Origin of the sequence: Colwellia sp. PAMC 20917 (genome assembly GCF_001767295.1) — a bacterium.
Taxonomy (GTDB): Bacteria; Pseudomonadota; Gammaproteobacteria; order Enterobacterales; family Alteromonadaceae; genus Colwellia_A.
The window spans coordinates 3,020,799-3,042,642 of sequence record NZ_CP014944.1; the positions used below are offsets into that span (position 1 = coordinate 3,020,799).

At 37.9% G+C, this 21,844-nt stretch carries 16 protein-coding genes; 10 read left to right on the top strand and 6 right to left on the bottom strand.

Annotated features, from left to right (window positions below):
- Positions 1-9 precede the first annotated feature (9 nt).
- Both A3Q34_RS13030 and A3Q34_RS13035 read left to right on the top strand, forming a co-directional pair.
- A complete protein-coding gene (locus A3Q34_RS13030; protein ID WP_070375747.1) occupies positions 10-831 on the top strand; it encodes a symmetrical bis(5'-nucleosyl)-tetraphosphatase in 822 nt (273 codons plus the stop codon).
- A gap of 224 nt (positions 832-1,055) precedes the next feature.
- Positions 1,056-3,074 (top strand): methyl-accepting chemotaxis protein, encoded by a 2,019-nt coding sequence (locus A3Q34_RS13035; RefSeq protein WP_070375748.1) that lies wholly within the window; start codon positions 1,056-1,058, stop codon positions 3,072-3,074.
- Between the two features lie 157 nt (positions 3,075-3,231).
- Here the strand turns inward: A3Q34_RS13035 and A3Q34_RS13040 are convergent, their stop codons facing one another.
- The 3 genes from A3Q34_RS13040 to rapA form a co-directional block, all read right to left on the bottom strand.
- The gene (locus A3Q34_RS13040; protein ID WP_070375749.1) at positions 3,232-4,179 is read right to left on the bottom strand and encodes a DUF3530 family protein; all 948 of its coding nucleotides are present in this window, start codon (positions 4,177-4,179) and stop codon (positions 3,232-3,234) included.
- 106 nt (positions 4,180-4,285) lie between these two features.
- Positions 4,286-4,969: a pseudouridine synthase gene (locus A3Q34_RS13045; RefSeq protein ID WP_070377158.1), complete on the bottom strand. Its 684-nt coding sequence runs from the start codon at positions 4,967-4,969 to the stop codon at positions 4,286-4,288.
- Between the two features lie 59 nt (positions 4,970-5,028).
- Complete coding sequence (rapA, locus tag A3Q34_RS13050; protein WP_070375750.1) at positions 5,029-7,956, bottom strand: RNA polymerase-associated protein RapA; 2,928 nt, start codon at positions 7,954-7,956, stop codon at positions 5,029-5,031.
- A gap of 355 nt (positions 7,957-8,311) precedes the next feature.
- On the opposite strand from rapA, the gene A3Q34_RS13055 reads away from it, so the two are divergent.
- The gene (locus A3Q34_RS13055) at positions 8,312-9,691 is read left to right on the top strand and encodes a PhoH family protein (protein WP_070375751.1); all 1,380 of its coding nucleotides are present in this window, start codon (positions 8,312-8,314) and stop codon (positions 9,689-9,691) included.
- 162 nt (positions 9,692-9,853) lie between these two features.
- The gene (locus A3Q34_RS13060) at positions 9,854-13,138 is read left to right on the top strand and encodes an ATP-binding protein (protein WP_070375752.1); all 3,285 of its coding nucleotides are present in this window, start codon (positions 9,854-9,856) and stop codon (positions 13,136-13,138) included.
- 42 nt (positions 13,139-13,180) lie between these two features.
- On the opposite strand, the gene A3Q34_RS13065 is transcribed toward A3Q34_RS13060, so the two are convergent.
- Positions 13,181-14,188 (bottom strand): hypothetical protein, encoded by a 1,008-nt coding sequence (locus tag A3Q34_RS13065; protein WP_070377159.1) that lies wholly within the window; start codon positions 14,186-14,188, stop codon positions 13,181-13,183.
- A 229-nt stretch (positions 14,189-14,417) separates the two neighbouring features.
- On the opposite strand from A3Q34_RS13065, the gene A3Q34_RS13070 reads away from it, so the two are divergent.
- Complete coding sequence (locus A3Q34_RS13070) at positions 14,418-16,199, top strand: acyl-CoA dehydrogenase C-terminal domain-containing protein (RefSeq protein WP_070375753.1); 1,782 nt, start codon at positions 14,418-14,420, stop codon at positions 16,197-16,199.
- Between the two features lie 165 nt (positions 16,200-16,364).
- Here A3Q34_RS13070 and A3Q34_RS13075 read toward each other — a convergent pair whose 3' ends face one another.
- Positions 16,365-17,027 carry a hypothetical protein gene (locus A3Q34_RS13075; protein WP_070375754.1) on the bottom strand — a complete coding sequence of 221 codons (663 nt, stop codon included), beginning with the start codon at positions 17,025-17,027 and terminating at the stop codon, positions 16,365-16,367.
- Between the two features lie 348 nt (positions 17,028-17,375).
- Between A3Q34_RS13075 and A3Q34_RS13080 the strand changes: the two genes are divergently transcribed.
- From A3Q34_RS13080 to A3Q34_RS20575, 5 genes are all read left to right on the top strand, one after another.
- Positions 17,376-18,677: a hypothetical protein gene (locus tag A3Q34_RS13080; RefSeq protein ID WP_070375755.1), complete on the top strand. Its 1,302-nt coding sequence runs from the start codon at positions 17,376-17,378 to the stop codon at positions 18,675-18,677.
- Positions 18,674-19,429 carry an MlaA family lipoprotein gene (locus tag A3Q34_RS13085; protein ID WP_197517590.1) on the top strand — a complete coding sequence of 252 codons (756 nt, stop codon included), beginning with the start codon at positions 18,674-18,676 and terminating at the stop codon, positions 19,427-19,429. Before A3Q34_RS13080 ends, A3Q34_RS13085 begins: the two co-directional genes overlap by 4 nt.
- A gap of 114 nt (positions 19,430-19,543) precedes the next feature.
- Entirely contained in the window at positions 19,544-20,284 is a 741-nt protein-coding gene (locus tag A3Q34_RS13090) for a 1-acylglycerol-3-phosphate O-acyltransferase (RefSeq protein ID WP_070375756.1), read from the top strand.
- Between the two features lie 11 nt (positions 20,285-20,295).
- Complete coding sequence (rraB, locus tag A3Q34_RS13095; protein WP_070375757.1) at positions 20,296-20,649, top strand: ribonuclease E inhibitor RraB; 354 nt, start codon at positions 20,296-20,298, stop codon at positions 20,647-20,649.
- Between the two features lie 39 nt (positions 20,650-20,688).
- Entirely contained in the window at positions 20,689-20,847 is a 159-nt protein-coding gene (locus tag A3Q34_RS20575; RefSeq protein WP_157470988.1) for a hypothetical protein, read from the top strand.
- Positions 20,848-20,973: 126 nt separating this feature from the next.
- Here A3Q34_RS20575 and A3Q34_RS13100 read toward each other — a convergent pair whose 3' ends face one another.
- A complete protein-coding gene (locus tag A3Q34_RS13100; RefSeq protein ID WP_070375758.1) occupies positions 20,974-21,825 on the bottom strand; it encodes a FecR family protein in 852 nt (283 codons plus the stop codon).
- Between the last annotated feature and the right edge of the window lie 19 nt (positions 21,826-21,844).

The following is a 21,844-nucleotide window of genomic DNA, read 5'->3' on the forward strand; positions in this document are numbered from 1 at the left end:
GCTTAGTTTATGGCCATCTATTTTGTCGGAGATATTCAAGGCTGTTACCACGAACTACGCGCCTTACTTGCCCAAGTTGCCTTTTCGCCTGAAACTGACCAGCTTTGGCTGGCGGGTGATCTGGTTGCTAGAGGTCCAGACTCCTTAAAAACGCTGAGATACATAAAAGCTCTGGGTAATAGTGCTCGAGTGGTTTTAGGTAATCACGACCTGCACTTATTAGCGATTTATGGTGGCTTGAAAAAAGCGAAAGCTAGCGATTTTTTCGATGAATTATTAGCTGCTGCAGACGTTGATGAGCTAATGGATTGGCTTGCTAGTCAACCGCTTATCCAAAAGTTACCCAATGAAAATGTTTATATGAGTCATGCTGGTTTGCCACCCTTTTGGACACCCGCAGAAGCTATGGAACAAGCAAAAGATGTTAATATCAAGCTAGCATCAGCGCTAAGAAATGATTGGTTAGCCATAATGTATGGCGAAGAGCCCAATCTATGGTCTTTGGCCAAATCTGCCGATGAAAAATTTCGAGTGACTGTTAACTCACTGACCAGAATGCGTTATTGCCAACTCGATTATGGCTTAGAGTTTTCATGTAAGCTTTCTGTTGAGCAAGCACCAGCCCATATAAAACCTTGGTTTAAGTTTACCCAAAAACAAACAGATTATAGTTGGATATTTGGTCATTGGGCTTCATTAATGGGGCACTGTCCTGTTGACAATCTTTATGCATTAGATACTGGCTGTGTTTGGGGCGGACATCTAACGTTATTACGATGGTCTGACAAGCAGTTGTTTACTGAACCTTGCCACAGCGTAAAACAGAAATAAAAAAACTTATGATAAAGCAATAACTAAAGGTGAAAAATAGCTTAAGCTTGTTATAATAAAATTATTGGTTAAGTTTTTGACCATATTAACCGATAATCTAATCGACAATAATGACAAATAAGCTATGATTATTGGCTTTGAAAATATAGGCCTGCATTCAAGGAAGTAGCAATTAATTTAGTTTACACTCGTACCCAATACTATCTATTTACACGGTGACATTTATGAATTTAACGGTAGCAATGAAAATAATGGGTGGTTTTGCCATTATTGCAGTCTTACTAGTAATAACTAGTGCTATATCTCTATGGAATTTGAACATAATTAAAGGCTCTACTGTACAACAAAGTGAGTTGGCGATCCCAACATTAAAAGGGAGTAACAAGCTTGCTAACACCTTAACCCAAATAGGTAACCTTACTTTACGTGCATACTATCAAACAGAATTAACGCCACTTAATAATAATCTTACGGCATATAATCAAGATAAAGATGACTTTACTACTGAGCTGAAAAAATTAAAGCAAGTGGTGCGAAATGAAAACTCTTTATTAACTAATCTAGGTCAAGTCGATTCAGTTTATGCAGAACTCGAAAAAGAAATAGGATTGGTTTTTAGTAATAGGCAAGCCAGTATTAACCAAGCGCTTATTTTAAGAGAAAAAATAGCTAACCTTGAAGAAAAAGCTGATGATGCAGCTACGATGTTATTAGACCTTGCCGACCATGACTTAGCTGACACTAAGCTTCAGCGAGCTGTTAGCTTAGGTGAAAGTATTGAAACCTTACTTAATGGACTAGTAAGCTCAGCACTAGAATATAGAGGTTTAATCGATAGGTCGTCAACAGATTTAGTCGGTAATCAAATATCCAATAGCTTTGTTGATGTAAATAAATCATTTACCGACATTATATCCGAGTTATCTAATCAAGGCGCCGAAGATGTAGCTGATGATTTGTCTGTTGCTTTGAGTGAATTAACTGAATTAATTAACTCTAATAATGATATTTTTTCTCACAAAGATAAACAACTCATTGCCCTTAAACTTGCAACAGAAAACTTAGATGCTGCAGAACGTGACATTAAAAAAGCCAATGCCATTTTAGAAAAACAAGTCGATTTAGCCAATCAAACTGCGATGACGGCTGGTAAACTTGTTCAAGAAAAAGTGGCCGATGGTAATTCACAAACCATAGGTATTATGATTTTTTCAATTGTTGCCGCAATTGGTATTGCTTGGTTTACACTGCTTAGTATCACCCGACCACTGTCTTTGGTTAATAAAATGCTTAACATCGTTGCTTCTGGTGATTTATCTCATAAGTTAGATGAAACGGGTAAAGATGAATTTGCTGAATTATCACGTAACTGTAATTTATTAATTGATAGTTTGCGTACGCTTATTCAAGGGATTGTTAGTCGCTCTACACAACTAGCAACTGCCGCAGAAGAAACTTCAGCGGTAACCGCACAAGGTACCATTGCTATTGCAGAACAACGCTCACAAGTTGAACAAGCCGCTTCTGCGACTACGCAAATGAGCAGTACTTCTCAAAGCGTACTATCAAGTGCTAATGATACATTAGGCGAAATAAAGCAAGCCGATGACGAAGCCAAGCGTATAAAGGTTATTTCTGAACGCAATCGCCAAACTATCGGCTTACTTGCTGACGAAGTTGAAGAAGCAGCACAAGTTATTAATAAACTACAGCAAGACAGTGCTTCTATCGGTGGTATTCTTGACGTCATTCGCGGCATAGCAGAGCAAACTAACTTACTGGCATTAAACGCAGCTATTGAAGCTGCTCGTGCCGGAGAACAAGGTCGTGGTTTTGCCGTAGTTGCTGATGAAGTAAGAACGCTTGCTAGTAGAACGCAAGTGTCTACACAAGAAATACAAAACATGATTGAGGTACTGCAAACCGGTGCACAACGAGCTGTTGGCGTTATGGATACGGGTAAAAAGCAAGCAGCAAATTGTGTAGAGCAGAGCGAAGAAGCTGAGAAAGCGCTGCAAACTATTACTCATTCGGTTCATGAGGCATTTGATAAAAGTACACAAATTGCCGCAGCTGCTGAAGAACAAAGTGTCGTCGCCCATGAGATTAGCGTTAATTTAGAGTCTATTGTTGCCATTGCCGAACAAACAACGGCAGGTGCACAGCAAACGGCACAATCAAGTAATGAAGTCGCTAAGTTAGCTGAAGAATTACAACAGTCAGTGCAAGAGTTTAAGCTATAAGTGCTAATCGCTTTGCTGATAATAGTTAGCTAATAAATTAATTTTTATTAACGATTAAAAAGCCCCCGCTGAGGATAACTTCAGCGGGGGCTTTTTGTTGATTGCAGCTAACGGGGTAATAATTTATTGAGATCAGCGCTTGAGCTTATAGCTAATGTTACCAACCAATAGATTTAAGCCAACCATTTATTGACCTCAATAACGCTTTTTCAGGGTAATAGCCAATTTGATTATTGTGCAGTTCAGTTTGTCGATAATAGACTTTCATTTCTTTAACTGCTTGTGCTTTACGAATTTTAGCGGCAGAGATTGCTAATTGCTGCTCTCTTGACAGATAGATGTCTAAGACAGGAAACTCACTGGACGCCAGTGCTTTAGCAAAGGAGAGGCTTTGCTCTGCAGTATTCATATAACCACTAAGCATGACCATAGCACTCGGCGATTGAAGTTTGCCGGTACTGTATAAATTGGCCAGTAATATGGCATGACTGCCTTTTGATACCACAACAAATATACCGGGATAATTTTTAGCTTTCTCCATCACCGCCGTCATCAGTACGGTCAAACGCTCTTTGTGTGCCAGTAAGGTTTTATCATCCTCTTCGAGTTGAATTGATCGCTTCAATGCGCGAGAAGGGTAACCTAAAGGGATACTTGGTGGCTGAATAGCTATGGTTGTCCAACCTTGGCTAGGCAGTACTTTTTGTAGATAATTTAAAGCGTTGCTACTTTTTGCACTCATTCCCCAGTCAGGGAGCAGTATCATTACCCCTTTTTGATTACTGGCGGTATTTTCATTGATAATGGTAATAAAGTCTTGAGCGCCAGCTAACATAGGCGTTATTTTTTCAGCCGTTAGGTAATGAGTCAGATCTTGTTCTTGTTGCAGCAGCGAATTAATAGGGGCGAAAATTTCTGGACGTTTTTTAGGAGCTACTTTACTGGCATCACCGGATTCATCTGCTGTTTTTGTCGCCTCTTGTTGCTCTGGAACTTTTGGCTTTTCGGTTTTATTTTCTTCTTGGTATAACAATGCATAACTGTTAATAGTAACAAGGCTAAATAGACAGAAAATGATTAATGAAGCTAAAACACGTAAAGACATAGGTTCCTTAAAATTATAGGCGGTGAGTACTTACCGAAAATTGTTTAATGGACGTATGATCAATTATCGGCAAATACTTTATTTTCTTAACCAGAAAAAATGCTTATCAAAGAAACGGGCAAGGAACTTTGAAAGTGAGTGTCTTTTCTATACATGGATGAGCGAGCTCTAACATTTGCGCATGCAATAATAACCGTGCACTTGCCGTAACCGCTGACTCATGTGAGTATAATCTGTCACCCAAAATAGGGTGGCCTAAAAATAACATATGGACACGTAGTTGATGAGAACGCCCTGTTATCGGGGTTAATTCAACTAAGGTACTTGGTACCGAGTTAGCATCAGTATCGCGTGATAATACTCGGTAATGGGTCAACGACTGCTTACCACGTTCATGGTCAACCATTTGTCGTGGACGATTTGGCCAGTCACAAATAAGCGGTTGATCGACCGAACCATTATCATCTTTCATATGACCATAGACACGGGCAATATAGCTTTTTTTCGTTTCTCGTTGCTGAAACATTCGGCTAATTGCGACATGTGCAGGTTTATGTAACGCCATGATCAATATACCCGATGTTGCCATATCTAATCGATGAACTACCGTTGCCGTTGGTAGCACTTTATTCACTCGACTTTGTAAACAATCTTTATGAGCGGGTAAGCGACCTGAAACGGTTAATAAACCACTTTGTTTGTTGAGCACGACAATATCATCGTCGCGATAAATTATATCAAGATAAGGCGACATAGGCGGGCAATAAACAAACTCAGGGTTTGGCGCCATAGGCACAACTTTTTGTTGTGCCTGCTGATCGTTTGGAGTTTCGTGTTGGCTTGACATCGTTAGTTACTCACCACTATTAAACGTATTGCTTCAAATTTCAACTGTGCTTTACCTATGTAGTGGCTTAATTCACTTTGTTGTACTTTGATAAAGTCGAGCTCCTGCTGGCGAACACTTGGATTGATGGTTTTTAGTGCAGTTAAGCGTTGAAATTCTGCATCTAGTGTTTTATGCATATTGGCTAGGGCTTTTTCTTGAATACTCAAAACTTGCGGCTTAGCATGCGCTTCAGCTTTTGCTACTAACGGTGTTACTTGATCTTTCAAAGCTTTAACCAATTGAAGCGCCACTTGTTTTTTAACGGGTGCAAGCTGTTGGTCTAGAACATTTTCACCCACTTTGTCTGCCAAGTCAGTGCCATTCTTATCAACCAAAACACGTATGGGTGTCGTCGGTAAATAACGACCCAGCTGTAAGTGATTGGGAGCGGTCGCTTCGATAGTAAAAATACATTCAATAAAAAATGTTCCTGCCGGCAATGCTGGGTTCTTCAGTAAACCTATGCTCGAGTTACCCGTTTGATCACTGAGCACTAAATCCATTGCGCCGCGCACCATAGGGTGGTCCCAAGTTAATAAGTGATAATCTTCACAAGCTAGCGCAGTATCTCGGTTAAAAGTAATGGTTGTACCATCATCAGGCAAGCAAGGGAAATTACCACAAAGCATGTGCTCACTAGGCTGTAAAGCGATGGCATTATCTGACTTGTCGTCTTGAGTGATACCAAAAACATCAAGTACTTGAAACATAAATTGTGGTAATTCAATTTGTTGGTCCAGAGCTGAAATTTCTTTAACTAGTTGGTGTGAGCGGCCTTGACCAGAAGAACGTAACTCTAGTAACTTATCCCGTCCTGACTCTAATTCCGCTTTAAGGGTTAAGTGCTCATCATGACTTTCATCGATTAACTTTTCTGCGGCTGTCGACTGCCACTGCGCCGTTAAGGCTAAATCAAACAGTTTATCACCAAACTTATCAAAAATTGCTCGGCCAGTGATACAAGTATGTTCAAAAGCGTTTAAACCATTTTGATACCAGTCAAAAAGTAACCCTTGCGCAGAGTCAGTAAAATAGGGGACATGCAAACGAATGGTTTGTGTTTGTCCAATACGGTCTAAACGACCAATGCGCTGTTCTAAAAGATCGGGGTTGCTAGGTAAATCGAATAACACTAAGTGATGAGCGAATTGGAAGTTTCGACCTTCACTGCCTATTTCAGAACAGAGTAAACATTGTGCACTGTCTTCGTCTTGGGCAAAATAAGCAGCGGCTTTGTCGCGTTCGAATATACTCAAACCTTCATGAAAGACCGCTGCACGAATACCTTCTTTTACGCGCAACGCCGCTTCCAAGTCAATCGCAGTTTGTGCATGCGCACAAATGACCAATAACTTTTCTTTTTTCAATGTTTGTAATAGTTCGATTAAGTAGTCAACACGGGGGTCGATATCCGTCCAATTTTCATGGCTGTTTAACGAAAACAGAATTTCAGGCGTAAAAACTTGTTTAGCTTGAGCCAAGGTTTTTAAATTTTCACTAGTATCCGATAATAAAAACTCATTGATTTGCTCTTGATAAGCCTCTGGTAAAGCTAAAGGTGTTGAATGCAATTCACGCTCAGGGAAACCTTTTATGGTATTTCTGCTGTTTCTAAAAAGAATACGGCCTGTGCCATGACGGTCGAGTAGTTGTGTTAGCACTTGTTCACGTGATGCATCTTGCGCAAGGATTTCATTATCGCTGGGCAATGCTATATTGATATTTATTAAATGTTGACTGATATCGGTTTCTTTTAATAGCTTAGTCAATGTTGCTTGTTGTGCTGGCGACAAAGCATCTTTAGCAACCAAGGCATTGGCGGCATTGGCGACTTCAGTATAATGGCTTTCTTCTTCTGTAAATTTTTGATAATCAAAAAAACGGTCAGGGTCAAGCAAGCGTAAACGTGCAAAGTGGCTTTCATGACCAAGTTGATCTGGTGTTGCTGTTAATAACAAAACCCCAGGGATAGTTTGGGCTAGTTGCTCAATACATAAATATTCAATGCTTGGGTTGTCTTGATGCCAATTTAAGTGGTGAGCTTCATCAACTACCATTAAATCCCAGTCCTCAGCAATGAGCTCTTCATACCACTGTGGATTTTTGGTAACAAAATCTAAATTAACCAAAACGAGTTGTTCAGTACTAAATGGATTTTCTTGTTCACCTGAGTTTTTTATTTCTTGGCAACGTTCACTATCAAAAATACTAAAATGTAAGTTAAAGCGGCGTAACATTTCTACCAACCACTGATGCATAAGTGATTCAGGGACAATAATTAAAATACGTTGCGCACGTCCAGTAACGAGCTGCTGGTGAATAATGAGGCCAGCTTCAATGGTTTTACCTAAACCAACTTCATCGGCAAGTAACACGCGAGGTGCAAATCTACAGCCAACTTCTTCAGCGATATAAAGTTGATGGGGTATTAAACTGACTCTGCCACCACTTAAACCCATTAATGGCGATTGCTGCTGAGTATGCTGGTGTTTCAAGCTATCTTTTCGTAAACGAAACCAGTCGAGACGGTCAACTTGACCATTAAGCAATCGATCGTGCGGTTTATTAAATTTGATAAAGTGGTCAATCATCACTTCTTTTAGCGACGTTTCTTCACCGGTATCTTGGCGCTTACCATGGTAAGTGAGTAAGTTGTCAATATCTTCAACTTCTTCAACGATAAGCATCCAGCCTTCGTGGCTAGGAATACTATCCCCTTGGTTGAAAATAACACGTGTTAATGGTGCATTTGCTATGGCATATTGGCGCGATTCACCGGTAGCGGTAAATAAAATAGAAACAAAACGGTGTTCAACCGTTAGTACCGTGCCTAATCCTTGATCCGACTCTCCGTCACTTATCCATCGTTGACCAGGGTAAAAAACCATATAAAAACTCCAAAAATTAAAACCTTGCACGATTTTTAAAAACTTGTGCAACAGAACACGCCAATACGGCATTAAAAAAGGGCGCTATAGTAACGTTAATCATAGTTAGGATCACCAAAAAATGCCGAGAATTTACAAAAGGCGGCAATAAAGTTTGTCTAAGGACAAATAATCTTTCGATGCCACTTGCCAGTGATAAATTTAGCTGGCAAAGTAAAGTTATCATTCACGTAATAAGGTGATCGGTAAAGGTATAGTTACTGTTTTTGGTTTTTTAGTCGCAGTTGAAGACTAAGTGATTAAGCTTACTTAACGATTCTTCTGTGTCACGTTAACTTAGATAGGAGATCTTTGTATGAATGATGAAAAAATTCTTTACGTATTAGACACAAATATTTTATTACACGAACCTTTCGCTTTTCTCTCTTTTAAAGAGCACGACGTGGTCGTCCCCATGACTGTGCTTGAAGAATTAGACTCCATTAAAGACCGCCGCAAAGATGTTAGTCGAGATGCCCGTGTTGCGATACGAGCACTTGAAGATATGCTTGTCGATGCCACTCCTGAAGAAGTGCTTGCGGGTGTTAAATTACCTCAAAATGATGACGAACATCCCAGCGGTTGTTTATCAATTTTTAATGATTATACCTTAGAGCAAAAAGCTGGCCGGTTATCTTTTAATGAAAATGACAATCGTATTATTAACGCCGCTTTATACCTACAGGAAAAAAGGGCGCCCAATAAAGTTGTCTTGGTCACTAAAGATATTAATATGCGCTTAAAAGCTAAAGGCGCAGGTTTAGCTTATGTTGAAGATTACCGTACAGATCAGCTCATCGACGATATTAAATTTTTAACGAAAGGCTATCACAAGTTTGAAGGTGACTTTTGGCAACATGTTAATGAGTGTGAAAGTGAAACTGAAGGCCGAAATACCACCCACTATGTTAAGCGTGATGTCCTTCCTAATACTTACATGAATGAATACCTTATTGATGAGAGTGAGAACTTTGCTGGCAAAGTTACTGGTTGGGATGATGAAAAATTGTCGATAATGGATTTAAGCCGAGACCGTTTAATGGCAAAACAAGCGTGGGGGATCCATCCAAAAAATATTTATCAGGGGATGGCACTGGATGCTTTGCTTGACCCAAGCATAGATTTAGTGATTCTTACTGGGCCAGCCGGTTGCGGTAAAACACTGCTAGCGCTGGCGTCAGCGCTTGAACAAGTCATAGAACGTGGCCTCTACGATAAAGTCATCGTTACGCGCAGTACTCCTGAAATTGCTGAGTCTATTGGCTTTTTACCCGGAACTGAAGAAGAAAAAATGGCGCCTTGGCTCGCGGCTATTACCGATTCATTAGAAGTGTTGCATAAACAAGATGAAAATATGAATGGTAGCCTTGATTACATCATGGAAAAAGCCAATATTCAGTTTAAGTCAGTGAATTTTATGCGTGGTAGAAGTATTCAAAATTCTTTGGTTTTACTCGACGAATGTCAAAACTTAACGGCATCACAACTAAAAACAATCATCACTCGTTGCGGTGAGGGGACTAAGCTGGTTTGTTCTGGTAATCTTGCTCAAATTGATAGTAATTATTTAACGGCGGTTACGTCAGGGCTAACCTATATTGTTGAACGTTTTAAAAACTTCTCAGGTAGCTCAACTATTAATCTAAATGGTGTAGTGAGAAGTCGATTAGCTTCTTTTGCCGAGGAAAACTTATAGGGACAGCTGATTTTATAGGGGATATTAAAAGGCTCATTTTGAGCCTTTAGTTTTTGATAATTGACCGACTTAGCCGTGTGACTAGTTATCAAAGACTATTTTAAGTAAGATGTATTAATTGTTATAAATTAAAATTATCTGAATAAATATAAGGTTGCAACAGTGTTTGATAAGTCATCTAAAGAACAGGTGTTTAGTCGTTACAATCGTTCTGTTTTGGCTGTATTTATTGTAATAACATTGATTGCTATGTCGATAGCGTCTTACCGGTATTTTATTGAGTTAGAGTCTTACCAAGCACGAGAACTTCGCACCTTAACTACACGTGCTAAGCAGTTAGAAAATACCTTGATTTTGGGCTTGAAAAGTATTGCTGGCATTAAAAAGTTTGCTAATTATCATCTTTCTTTCCCCGAAGAGTTACTTGCTACAACTCCCCCACTTGAACAAGATGGTAATGAATTCTATTTAAAGAAAAATAGTCGAGATTCTTTTGCTCATCGAAAAAATTACCGAGGAAGTATAACGGGTATCGGTCAGGTTGCTGATTTTGATGAGTTACAAAAGCAAGAGCTGGCAATGGCAAATGCGTTAACACCAGCATTTATTATTGCCAAAAATTCAATTAAAGAATCTAATTGGTTTTATTACATTTCTTTAAATCAATTCGTTAGCCTTTATCCTTGGATAGGGCGTGATAGTTGGCGGTTCTCAGAGCGTAACTTAAATAATGACAATATCAATAGCATTAAAACGCTGTTGCCTGGCGACGACAATTTTTTTTGGTCACCACCTTATTTAGATTCAGCAGGTAAAGGCTTGAGTGCTTCGTTAGGCACAGCCGTCTATCGTAATCGGTCACTCGCTGGCGCGGTACTAATGGATTTTAGTTTATCAAGTTTGAGTGACGGTTTGCCTGATATTAGTAAACCTAATCAAGCGTTAGTACTGCTTGATGAAAAAAACAATGTTCTCATCCACAAAACGGCTGACAATCAAGCCTTATCAACCAAGCTGACTTGGCAAGATATTGCACCAAAGCAATTAGCAAGCTATTCCTATCAACGCATTAATCAATTACCCGACAGTCACAAAGAGGGCACTTGGCTCATTCAAAAATATCAACTACCTATTAATGGTTGGGTTCTTCTTAAGTACCAACCTTATCAAGAATTTACCGCCTCTATTTTTAATCGATTTATCTTGATGTTGGTTTTGTTTTTTTTAGGGCTATTTGCCTTTATGAGTATCATCTATATCGTAACGCGCAAAACATTTATGAAACCAACTAAAGAATTTATTAATCATATTGAGCATTGCTCGCATGGTGATCCAGGTAAAGTAAAACCTCCAGCAGACTGGTCATATTGGTTTAAAATTGTTGAAGATATTTTTGGACAAAATCGTACCTTATTGCAACAAATGAAAGATCAAAATGTGATTCTTGATACGCGTGTTAACGAAAAAACCCAAGCGTTACGCCTTAAAAGTGAACAACACCAACGTGACTATGCTTTGCTGCGTTCAGTGATGGATGCTATTCCTGATTACATCATTTTTAACGACTTAGATGGCAACATGATGGGGTATAACAAAGCGTTTGAAAACTTTGTTCAAGCAGGCTCATTAGATCTCATTGGTAAGTGTAGTAATGAAGTGGTCAGTGTCGAATTAGGTCAATCATTAGTCGCTATGTCTAAAGCGTCATTAACACGATCAACAGAACAAGGATTAGCACAGGTTGTTGAAACACCAGCTAATACTTATGAGGTTTTTAGTAACCAGTTATATAGTCAAACCGCTGAAATTGTTGGCACTATCAATTTAGTACGTGATGTTACCTCGCAGTATTCGGCGAATGTCGCTTTGGAACAAGCAAAAAACCAAGCTGAATATGCTAACCAAGCAAAAAGTCAGTTTTTAGCTAATATGAGCCATGAAATACGCACGCCAATTAATGCGATTAAAGGCATGCTATTTTTGTTAGCCAGAACACGTTTAACGAATGAGCAGCAGCAACATATATTAAATGCTGAAGGTGCATCTGTGTCTCTTTTACATTTGGTTGATGAAGTACTTGATTTAGCTAAAATAGAATCGGGCAATATGTCTGTTATAAAAATGCCCGCTAGTATTGATAAAATAGTCGATCAAGCCGTAAAACTGAATATCGGTATGATCAGTGAAAAACAATTATCTCTAAAGATAAATATTGCGGTTGATGTGCCAGATATTGTCTTAACTGATGATCTGAGATTGGTGCAAGTACTAACAAACTTACTTAACAATGCGATGAAGTTCACCCACCAAGGTGAAATTTCACTAACAGTTGAAAAAGTTAATACGGGCAATGATGCTGCAGGCACCACCTTTGATGACTCACCGGTATTAGTACGCTTTATCGTTGCTGATACCGGTATAGGTATAGCTAAAGAAAAACAAGGTCACTTATTTGAAGCGTTTCGTCAAGCAGATGAATCGATGACCCGCGAATATGGTGGTTCAGGATTAGGATTATCTATTTGTCAGCAAATTATCAATCTTTTATCGGGTGACATATCCTTGAAAAGTGACTTAGGTAAAGGCACTAGTTTTACTTTTGTTTTACCTTTTAACCTTGTTGAAAATAAGGCCTTAAGCAAAAAATCAGCACTGACCTTGTGCAGTTATTCTCACGTATTATCTGAATCGTTAATAGGTCATCTAGCGGGCTCTCAAATAAGCCATGTTAATATCACGGCTTTATCGGAACTCGACAAATATAAGAACAATGAAAATGTAGCGCTGATTATTGACGAACAGAGCATTAATGAACATCCAGAAAAAATATATCAAAGCTGTCTTGATAACCAGATTTTATTAGCGATAAGTCATCCAATGGCTAAAGGTATTTCCAGTGAAATCATTGAACGTATTGAGGCATTAAAACTTTCTTATATCTTGCTAGAAAAACCACTTTATCGAAGCTTTATCAGTAAGCTATTTTCGGTCATAACAGCTAGAGAGCTTGCGGCTGAAACAGCCATTGACGAATCGATTCCTTTGCAAAGCCTATCGCAAGACATTGATAATTTAAAAGGTATTAATGTTTTATTGGTTGAGGATAACTTAGTTAATCAGTTGGTGGCAAAAGAGCTATTAAAAACGATGCAAGCCAATGTCATTATTGCGGGTCATGGTAAAGAAGCGTTGGAAATATTGACCGATAAACAGCACCATATTGATGTGGTACTTATGGATATTCAAATGCCGATCATGGATGGTTTAACAGCAACTAGACAAATACGCCAACAAAAAGAATTTCATAACTTACCCATTATCGCGATGACGGCGCATGCCCGTGAAGAAGACAAGCAGAGAAGCTTAGCAGCGGGTATGAATAAGCATATGGCAAAACCTATCAGTGCTGAATTACTACTTTCGAGTATTTTAGAGGTACTTAATTAGTTGCAATTACTCATCGTTATTCACATTAATGACGACCCGATGTTATGGTTCCTTACCCGCAACAGTCGTATTATTAAGGTCTGTTTTTAATGCTCGCTTTACCTTTTTATGGAACTGCTCTGCTGTGTAATGTCCGTTACCTACCGCTAACTCTGAAGCGGGAGCTATTTCTCCTAAAGGTAAAAGCCTAGGGCCCGTTGGCTCAGCTAGCACATATGATATGCCATCTATAATAACTGTTTGATCATTTGCTTGCACAGGTACTTGAATACCGAGTAAAGCGTGATTATCAATAAAGACTAGAATCATTTTTATACGTGGCATTAGGCTACGTAAAATTGCCGCTGTTAACGTGACTTTACTGTCGCAATCACCTTGGTTTTCCCATAATAACTTTAATGGCGGATTAAAACCTGCTCCAGAGGCGGTTACTCTTGATTCTAAAGTTGCATAGGGAATACTTTGTATAAATCCTAAAACATAGTCGGTAACTTTTCGAATGTTTTTTATTGAAAACTTTTTAAGAATAATAGGCTTTACCGGCTTTAAATCAATGCTGGCAATATTTGCAAATCGTCCATGGTCTGGTTTTACCGCGTTAATTTGATCATGAGTTATAAATTGATGATAGTAATTATCTGCTAAATATTGATTACTTAACGCTTGCTTTAACTTATAAACTCTAGCGTAGGCGGCATTGATTGTTTGGTTGTTTCGTCCTTTGATGACAATTTCATCATTTGTGGAATTTTTATTAAAATCAATCATTACCCCGCGGATAGGCTCTGCACGTAACTTCTTTTGTAGGGCATTATTAATTGAATATTTTGCCATATCAGCTTTAAATACTTTGAAGTTTCTAAAACGATCGAATATTGCTTTTTTAGCCAGTAAAAATTGTAAGCTTTGTGTTTCACCCTGATAATCAAGCCATTGATAATTAAATTGGTAATTATCTCCTTTTTCTATTTTCGAAAAAGCGAGTTGCTCGGCTAAGGCCAAAGAGGGCATTAAACCGCAAAGCGTTATACATAAAAATTTAGTTAACATAGGAGAAGTCATCAAAAATATTCAAACCACTAGCAAAGATATTACCTATGCTAACATTAACGCATTTTTACTTTTCATACCAATCGACAAAAGATGACTTAATATTTATCGTTGACGCTTTACTTTTAAGCAGATTTTGCTATATTCAAACGCATGTTTGAAATGATTGTTTCAAAAGTTAAATTACAATGTTATTTGTCGTAACATTTAACAATATTAGGGGAATACCGTGGCTGATTATCAAGCACCATTAAAAGATATGAATTTTTTGTTATATGATGTTTTTTCAATGGAAGCAATGTGGCAGTCAATGCCTACCTTATCAGAGCATGTCGATCGCGAGACCGCGCAAGCCATCTTACAAGAATGTGCCAAAATAGCTGAGCAAGAAATTGCACCGCTTTCACGCCAAGGTGATGAAATTGGCGTAAGTTTCAATGAAGGTAAGGTAACAACTGCTCCAGGTTATAAAGAAGCATTTAAAACTTACGCTGATGGTGGTTGGACAGGCTTAGGTGGCGAACCTGACTTTGGTGGTATGGGTATGCCGAAAGTGATCACGGCATTGCACGAAGAAATGCTCTGTTCAGCAGATATCGCCTTTTCATTATATCCAGGGCTAACCGCTGGTGCTGGCTTGTCGATTGCTAAGCATGCGACAGATGAATTGAAAGAGCGCTATTTAACACGTTTGTATGCAGGTGACTGGATGGCAACCATGTGTTTAACTGAGCCTCATTCTGGTACTGATTTAGGATTGATTTACACTAAAGCTGTTCCTGAAGACGATGGTAGCTTTGCCATTAGTGGTACAAAAATATTTATTACTGCTGGCGAACATGATATCACTGAAAATATTGTCCATTTAGTATTGGCGAAATTACCCGGTGCACCAGCCGGCCCTCGTGGCATTTCACTATTTTTAGTCCCTAAATATCAAGTCAATGACGATGAATCCTTAGGTGATTTTAATAATGTTAGCTGTGGTTCCATTGAACATAAAATGGGTATTCACGCTTCAGCAACTTGTGTCATGAATTTTGATAGCTCAAAAGGTTACTTAGTTGGCGAAGAGAATAAAGGCTTAGCTTGCATGTTCACTATGATGAATTTTGAACGTATTGGTGTTGGTATTCAAGGTATTGGTGCGGCAGAACGTTCTTACCAGAATGCTTTAGAATATGCAAAAGAACGCTTACAAGGTCGTTCATTGTCAGGTGCTAAATATCCAGAGAAAGCCGCTGATCCTATCATTGTTCATGGTGACGTACGTCGTATGTTACTTAACATGAAGGCATTAACTGAAGGTTCACGCGCATTGTCTACGTACATTTCAATGACACTGGATATGGCAACCTATGGCGAAGGCGAATTAAAAACTAAGGGTGAGAGTTTATCCGCTCTAATGACTCCTTTAGCGAAAGCCTTTTTTACCGATTTAGGTCTTGATAATACCGTTGCAGGTCAACAAGTCTTAGGTGGTCATGGTTATATCCGTGAATGGGGACAAGAGCAGCTGGTTCGTGATGTTCGTATCGCACAAATATACGAAGGCACTAATGGCATTCAAGCGATGGACTTATTAGCAAGAAAAGTAGCCGCTAGTAAGGGCGAGTTAATGCAGACTTTTATCAATGAAGTGAACACTTACATTGAACAAACCTCTGCCGATAACATGCAAGAATTTATTCAACCTTTAAAAGATGCCAATATTGATTTAGCTGAATTAACTCAGCATATCCTTAAAGCTGCGCAAGGGAATATTGAAGAGTTAGGAACATCAGCGAACGATTACCTTCATGTATTTGGTTACACAGCAATGGCATTTGTTTGGGCTAAAATGGCTGAATCAGCTTTGGCTAAAGAAAGTTCAAGTGATGAATTTTATGAAAGTAAAATAAAAACAGCGCGCTACTACTTCGCACGTTTGTTACCACGTCGTTTGTCCTTGGCTGCGTCGATAAAAGCTGGTTGTGATACCTTGTTTGATATTGATGAAAGCTTATTCTAGTCAGCTAAAGTCACATTAAATAGTACGAAAAAAAAAGCGCTATCATTTTATGATAGCGCTTTTTTATTGATCTTACAGTGACCCTTTGGTGATGACGAAATACTATTGGTTTTATAGAGACCCTTTTTGATGACGACATTCTATTGATTTTTTAGCGACCGAAGATTAAAAAGTGTAGGTGGTGCCAAATATCGCTACTTGTTCTTTTTGAATAGTATAAATAGGTAAATTGTTTGTAGAATCTTCATGGGCTGTTGATGTTAACCCTCCGCTCACATACCAGTTATTGTTTATTGAATATTGACCTAGAATACCAAACCTAGCATAGGATTTTGCGCCATTAATATCTCTGGAAGATACTTCGCTTGAAACAAAGTCATTACTGTAAAACTGGTAGATTGAGTGATCACTTAAAGACTCTATTTTTGCAGTAACAAGTAAGGCAAAATTTTCTTGTTGTAGTACTCGGTAACTGCCTTGAATAAAAAAAGTCTGTTCATTAATTTGATCAAGCCGCTGATGTGAAAATCCACTTTGGGCACTAAAAGCTTTATTATCAAAAACGATCGCTATTTGGTGAGTTTCAGATTTGTTAATTAATCGTGTCTCAGATGGGCCAGTGGCTTTGCTTGTCAGCGGGAACCCTATGGCTTCTAAATCATAACCTTTATCTAAAGCCTCAAAAATTACCGCCGAATTGGCCCAGCCACTAATTAAGGATCCCTCTATGGCGCTTGGTATTTTTTTTTCATCGTCGTAGGCTTGTGCATTAGGTAATACAATTAAGGTAAATAGTAGTGATAGCATCCATTTTATCAATATTTTCATCAGATAACCTATTCCAAAAAATTAATATTTTTATTGTTTTAATTAACCTTTACTAGATATTAACTATAGGTAAGTATTGAAAAAAAGACGTTATATTTAGCTTAAATACTACTTTATATCGCTTAATATCTGATTAGTCGAAGAATTAAACTTGTTCAACACCGTATAAAAAGCACCGTGAGTATTCAGCTAATAAAATATTACGTGTGAAATAATTGGCTTTAATGACCTTATTTATATGTATGTTGTTGAAGATAATAATGGCTGTTCTTTAGGAGCCTGATCATTAGTCAGTTATAATTATAGCCAATAGATTTAATCATATAATGTTAAATAGTAAGGGAAGTTGTGCGATTTTTAAGTATATATGCTGTGTTGTTGCTAACAGCATGTAGTGCTAATGACCAAGGTGAATTGGAAGTAAAAGCCAATACTTGTGATATAGACTACACAAGGTATCAAGCAACAGTTACCGGATATTGCCAAGAAAGCGAAGCAATATTACCATTAGAAATTCCAACCATAGAAAAATCGATAGTATTGCGTTCAATTACATCAATCCCTGAGGTATTTTGGTATAGCACTAAGATGAAATACTCGCTGATAAAGCAAACCGAACAAGCGCCACTAGTTTTTGTGATTGCTGGCACTGGCGCAAGTTATAACAGTGAAAAGATGATCAGTTTACAAAAAACTTTGTTTCAACAAGGCTATCATGTTATTTCGCTTTCATCGCCGACATATTCTAACTTTATTATTAATTTAGACTCATCTACAGATTTTCCTGGGGTGTTAGAACAAGATGCTAAAAACCTTTATGGCATCATGCAAAAAGTTTATCAACAAGTCATCACTGAAAATGAGGTTGTCGCAACGACATTCTCATTAACTGGCTATAGTCTAGGGGGGGCTCACTCAGCTTATGTTGCTAAACTTGATGAAAGTGAGCAGATTTTTAATTTTGAAAAAGTTGTGCTAATAAATCCACCCGTAAGTTTATATAATTCAGTTAACATTCTTGATAGCTATTTAAATTTAAAAGAAAATGGTCCTGATGCTGCGGAAACTATGCTTGATGATATATTTTTAGGTTTTGCTAATAGTTATGCAGAACAAGAATCATCTTCGTTTTCGCAAAGCGCTATTTATGCTTTATTCAAAGATGCTCAGTTATCAGAAGAACAATTAAAACTGTTAATCGGTGCATCATTTAGGATGTCGTCGACGGATATGCTGTTTGCATTAGATGTTAGTTATAACGTCGGCGGTATTATTTATAAAAATCATCAAATTGATAAATTTGAAAGTATTACCCACTCAATGTATCGAGCCAGTGTTATTACTTTTAAGGACTACTTTGAAAAAGTGCTCGTGCCTTGGCAACAAGAAAGTGAAGCTGATTTAACGCGTGAGGCACTTATTGCACGACTGGGACTGAGAAATATAGAAAGTTATTTACGTAATTCCACAAAAATAAGTCTAGTAACCAATGCGGATGACATTATTTTAGCTGAAGGTGAAGTGGAGTATTTACAAGACGTTTTTGGCGCAAGGGCAAAAATATTCCCGCGTGGCGGACACTGTGGAAACATTGATAGAGCGAGTTTTGTTGCTTACATGAATAGCCAATTCCAAGGTATTCAACAATGATGGCGTTTTATAATTCACTGATAAAAAATAGCGCTATTATTTTGATTACTTTACTTTACGGCTGTTCATCAGTACCCAAGTTAGAAGGTAATGTTGAAGCGCCTCGAGTGAAGTTGTCTTTAGCCTATCAAAAAATAGCGGTTACTAATCAATATGACGATCCTTGGGAAGGGTTTAATCGACGTATGTATTACTTTAATGCAAAAGCAGACGAATACATACTCTTACCTGTTGTAGCTGGTTATAAAGCGATAACACCTGACTTTGTTGAAAGAGCGGTTAGTAATTTTTTTAGAAACCTAGGAGAATTTACTGTTTTTATCAACGCACTTTTACAAGGTAAACCTAGTGTTGGCGTTGAAACTTTTGGTCGTTTTGCGGTAAATACCACTCTTGGTCTTTTTGGTGTATTTGATGTGGCAACGAAAATAGGTCTAGATGAACAAAATGAAGACTTTGGTCAAACACTCGGTGTATGGGGGGTTGCCCCAGGACCTTATTTAGTTTTGCCTTTACTAGGGCCATCTTCGTTACGTGATACTTTCGGGGTAGGAATTGATATGCTTGCTTTGCAATTCGTCATTGATGAATTAGGTGTCAGTGGTGATGAAGAGATATTATTGACCTTTTTACGCAGTATTGATACGCGCGCTAATTTACCCTTTAGGTATTATGCCTCAGGTTCAGCTTTCGAGTATGAGCGTTTAAAAGTTCTTTATATGAAATATAGAGAAATTCAAATAGCCCGATAATTTCCATTAGATAAATAATAGCTGTTTACCCCCATTTTGGTTAATAAAAATGAGTTTTGTAGTCGAACATCTATAAGGTATACTGCGCCGATATATAATAATTAGGATGTAAATTTGTTAGCCATAATTCGCTTTATTGTCATGACACTAGCTTTAGTCTTTATTTGTTGTGCTGCTTGTATTTATAGTATTTTACGACCCTTTCATCGTAATAATGTCTTTCATACCTCGCATTATTTGAGTAAGGTTTCGACACTTTTAGGGCTAACTATCGAGGTTAGAATACCCGAAAGTATTAAAGATATTGGGCCAGCAGTTTATATATGTAACCACCAAAATAGCTACGATATTTTTACTGTTAGTGCAGCTGTTCAGCCTTCTACGGTTAGCGTAGGTAAAAAAAGTTTAAAGTGGATCCCTTTTTTCGGCCAAATGTATTGGTTAACGGGTAACATTTTAATTGATCGTTCAAATTCAAGCAAAGCCATTAATACCATAGCGTTAACTGCAAAAAAGATTACTGAAAAAGAGTTGTCTGTGTGGTTGTTTCCAGAAGGAACTAGAAGTAATGGTAAAGGTTTGCTGCCTTTTAAAACCGGCGCATTTCGAACCGCGCAACAAGCAAATGTACCTATTATTCCTGTTTGTGTTAGTAATTTACACGGCAAGATAAAATTAGGTCGTTGGAACAACGGTAAATTGATTATTGAGCTATTGGAGCCTATATATTTTAATAACCAAGCTAAAGAAAGTATTAGAGAAGTCGCTAACACCGCCCATAAAAGTATGCTTGTGAAAATTGCTGAGCTCAGTAAAGAGTCTGGAAACGAGCTAATCCTAAAAAATAAAGTTTAAAAATAGAGATCATGATGATAGATGAAGATTTGCAACAATGGCAAGATCACACCAATAATTTAGTGAATGCCCTTATCGAAGATGGTACCAACGAAGAGGTACATCACACTATTGAGCATCATTTTTCTAGTACAGATTTTGATCTGCTAGAAAAAGCGGCTATTACCGCTTTTAAAATGGGTTTAGAAATAGAAGACCCTGAAGAAGCTGAGCTAGAAAATGGTGATAAAGTTTTCGCTTTTGATATTATTACTGAACAACCGCTCGATGAAGAGATTATTTTCGAAGAGACTAAAAAAATGTTTGAGTTAGCCAATCTTTGTAAAGTTGATTATGATGGTTGGGGAACTTATTTCGAAGAATAACCGTTAAAGCTACATTAATAATTTTACAAGGACTTACTGATGGGATGGTTAGAAAGACTACTTAATCCGGCGACACTAGCATTATTAATACCCATTGTTGCTATTGTTGGCGCTTTTTCTGTTAATGCATTGAAAGCGCATCATAGACACCAAGAGCGAATAGAAAAAATTAAGCAGGGTCTTGATCCAGATAGCTAATATTAAGAATTTAATAAGATTAACAGTAAAGCCTAAAAAAAAGCAAAGTCTTAGTACTTTGCTTTTTTAGTAAATGAGATAATACTTTTAAAAAAGGTCTTCGGTGTCAGCCTAGAAATGACCGCTTTAGTGATTTTTTTCGTTGCTTAGGCTTAAACGAATGATGTTATTATTTACTTTTTCGAATTGAACATTAAAGTTGTTTTTTAAAGATTCAAGCAGCCCATCGATATCGTTCGCTTTAAAGTAACCTGAGACCTTTGTTTGGGTGAGTTTACTATCAATGATTTCAAACTTTATGGTGGTATAACGACTAACTTCAGTTAAAGCTTCATCTAAGGGTTGACCATTAAAAACTAACATACCTTGTTGCCAAGCGAGTACTCGCTGAATTTGCTCAAAAGACATTCTTTTATTCGCGGTGTAGGCACTATTTTCTATGGTGGCAATTTCACCTGACGCAATTACTACACCAGGTAAACGTTCTGTTGTTAACCTTGTTTGTTGTTTCACTAATTGATCAATAGGCTGGTATGACTCGCTAATTAAAACACGGCCTTCGGTCACAACAAGCTCGATATCTTTGTTTGATTTTTTTTCTATATTAAAAATAGTCCCTAAGGCGGTAAACGATCTTTCACCCACCCTGACCATAAAGGGTCGACTTTTGTCTTTAGTAACATCAAAGCTTGCTTCGCCTTTTATAAGCGTTAATAAGCGCATTTTTTTTGAAAAACTGACTTCGACTAGGCTATTGGTGTTGAGCTTAACTCTTGAACCATCAGAGAGCGAGAATCGAGCTTGCTGACCAATGCTGGTTTGCAATGTGCTTACCTCCGCAAATTGTTGTTCATTATCGTTTTGAGTAAATGTTGTGATGTTATTAACTAAGTTACTGGCAATTATCAATATAAATGCAAGGCTTGCTAACATGGTGTATTTAATAAACCTTGGAGTGACGTTATTATAGCGAGCCATTATTATTCTTATTATTATA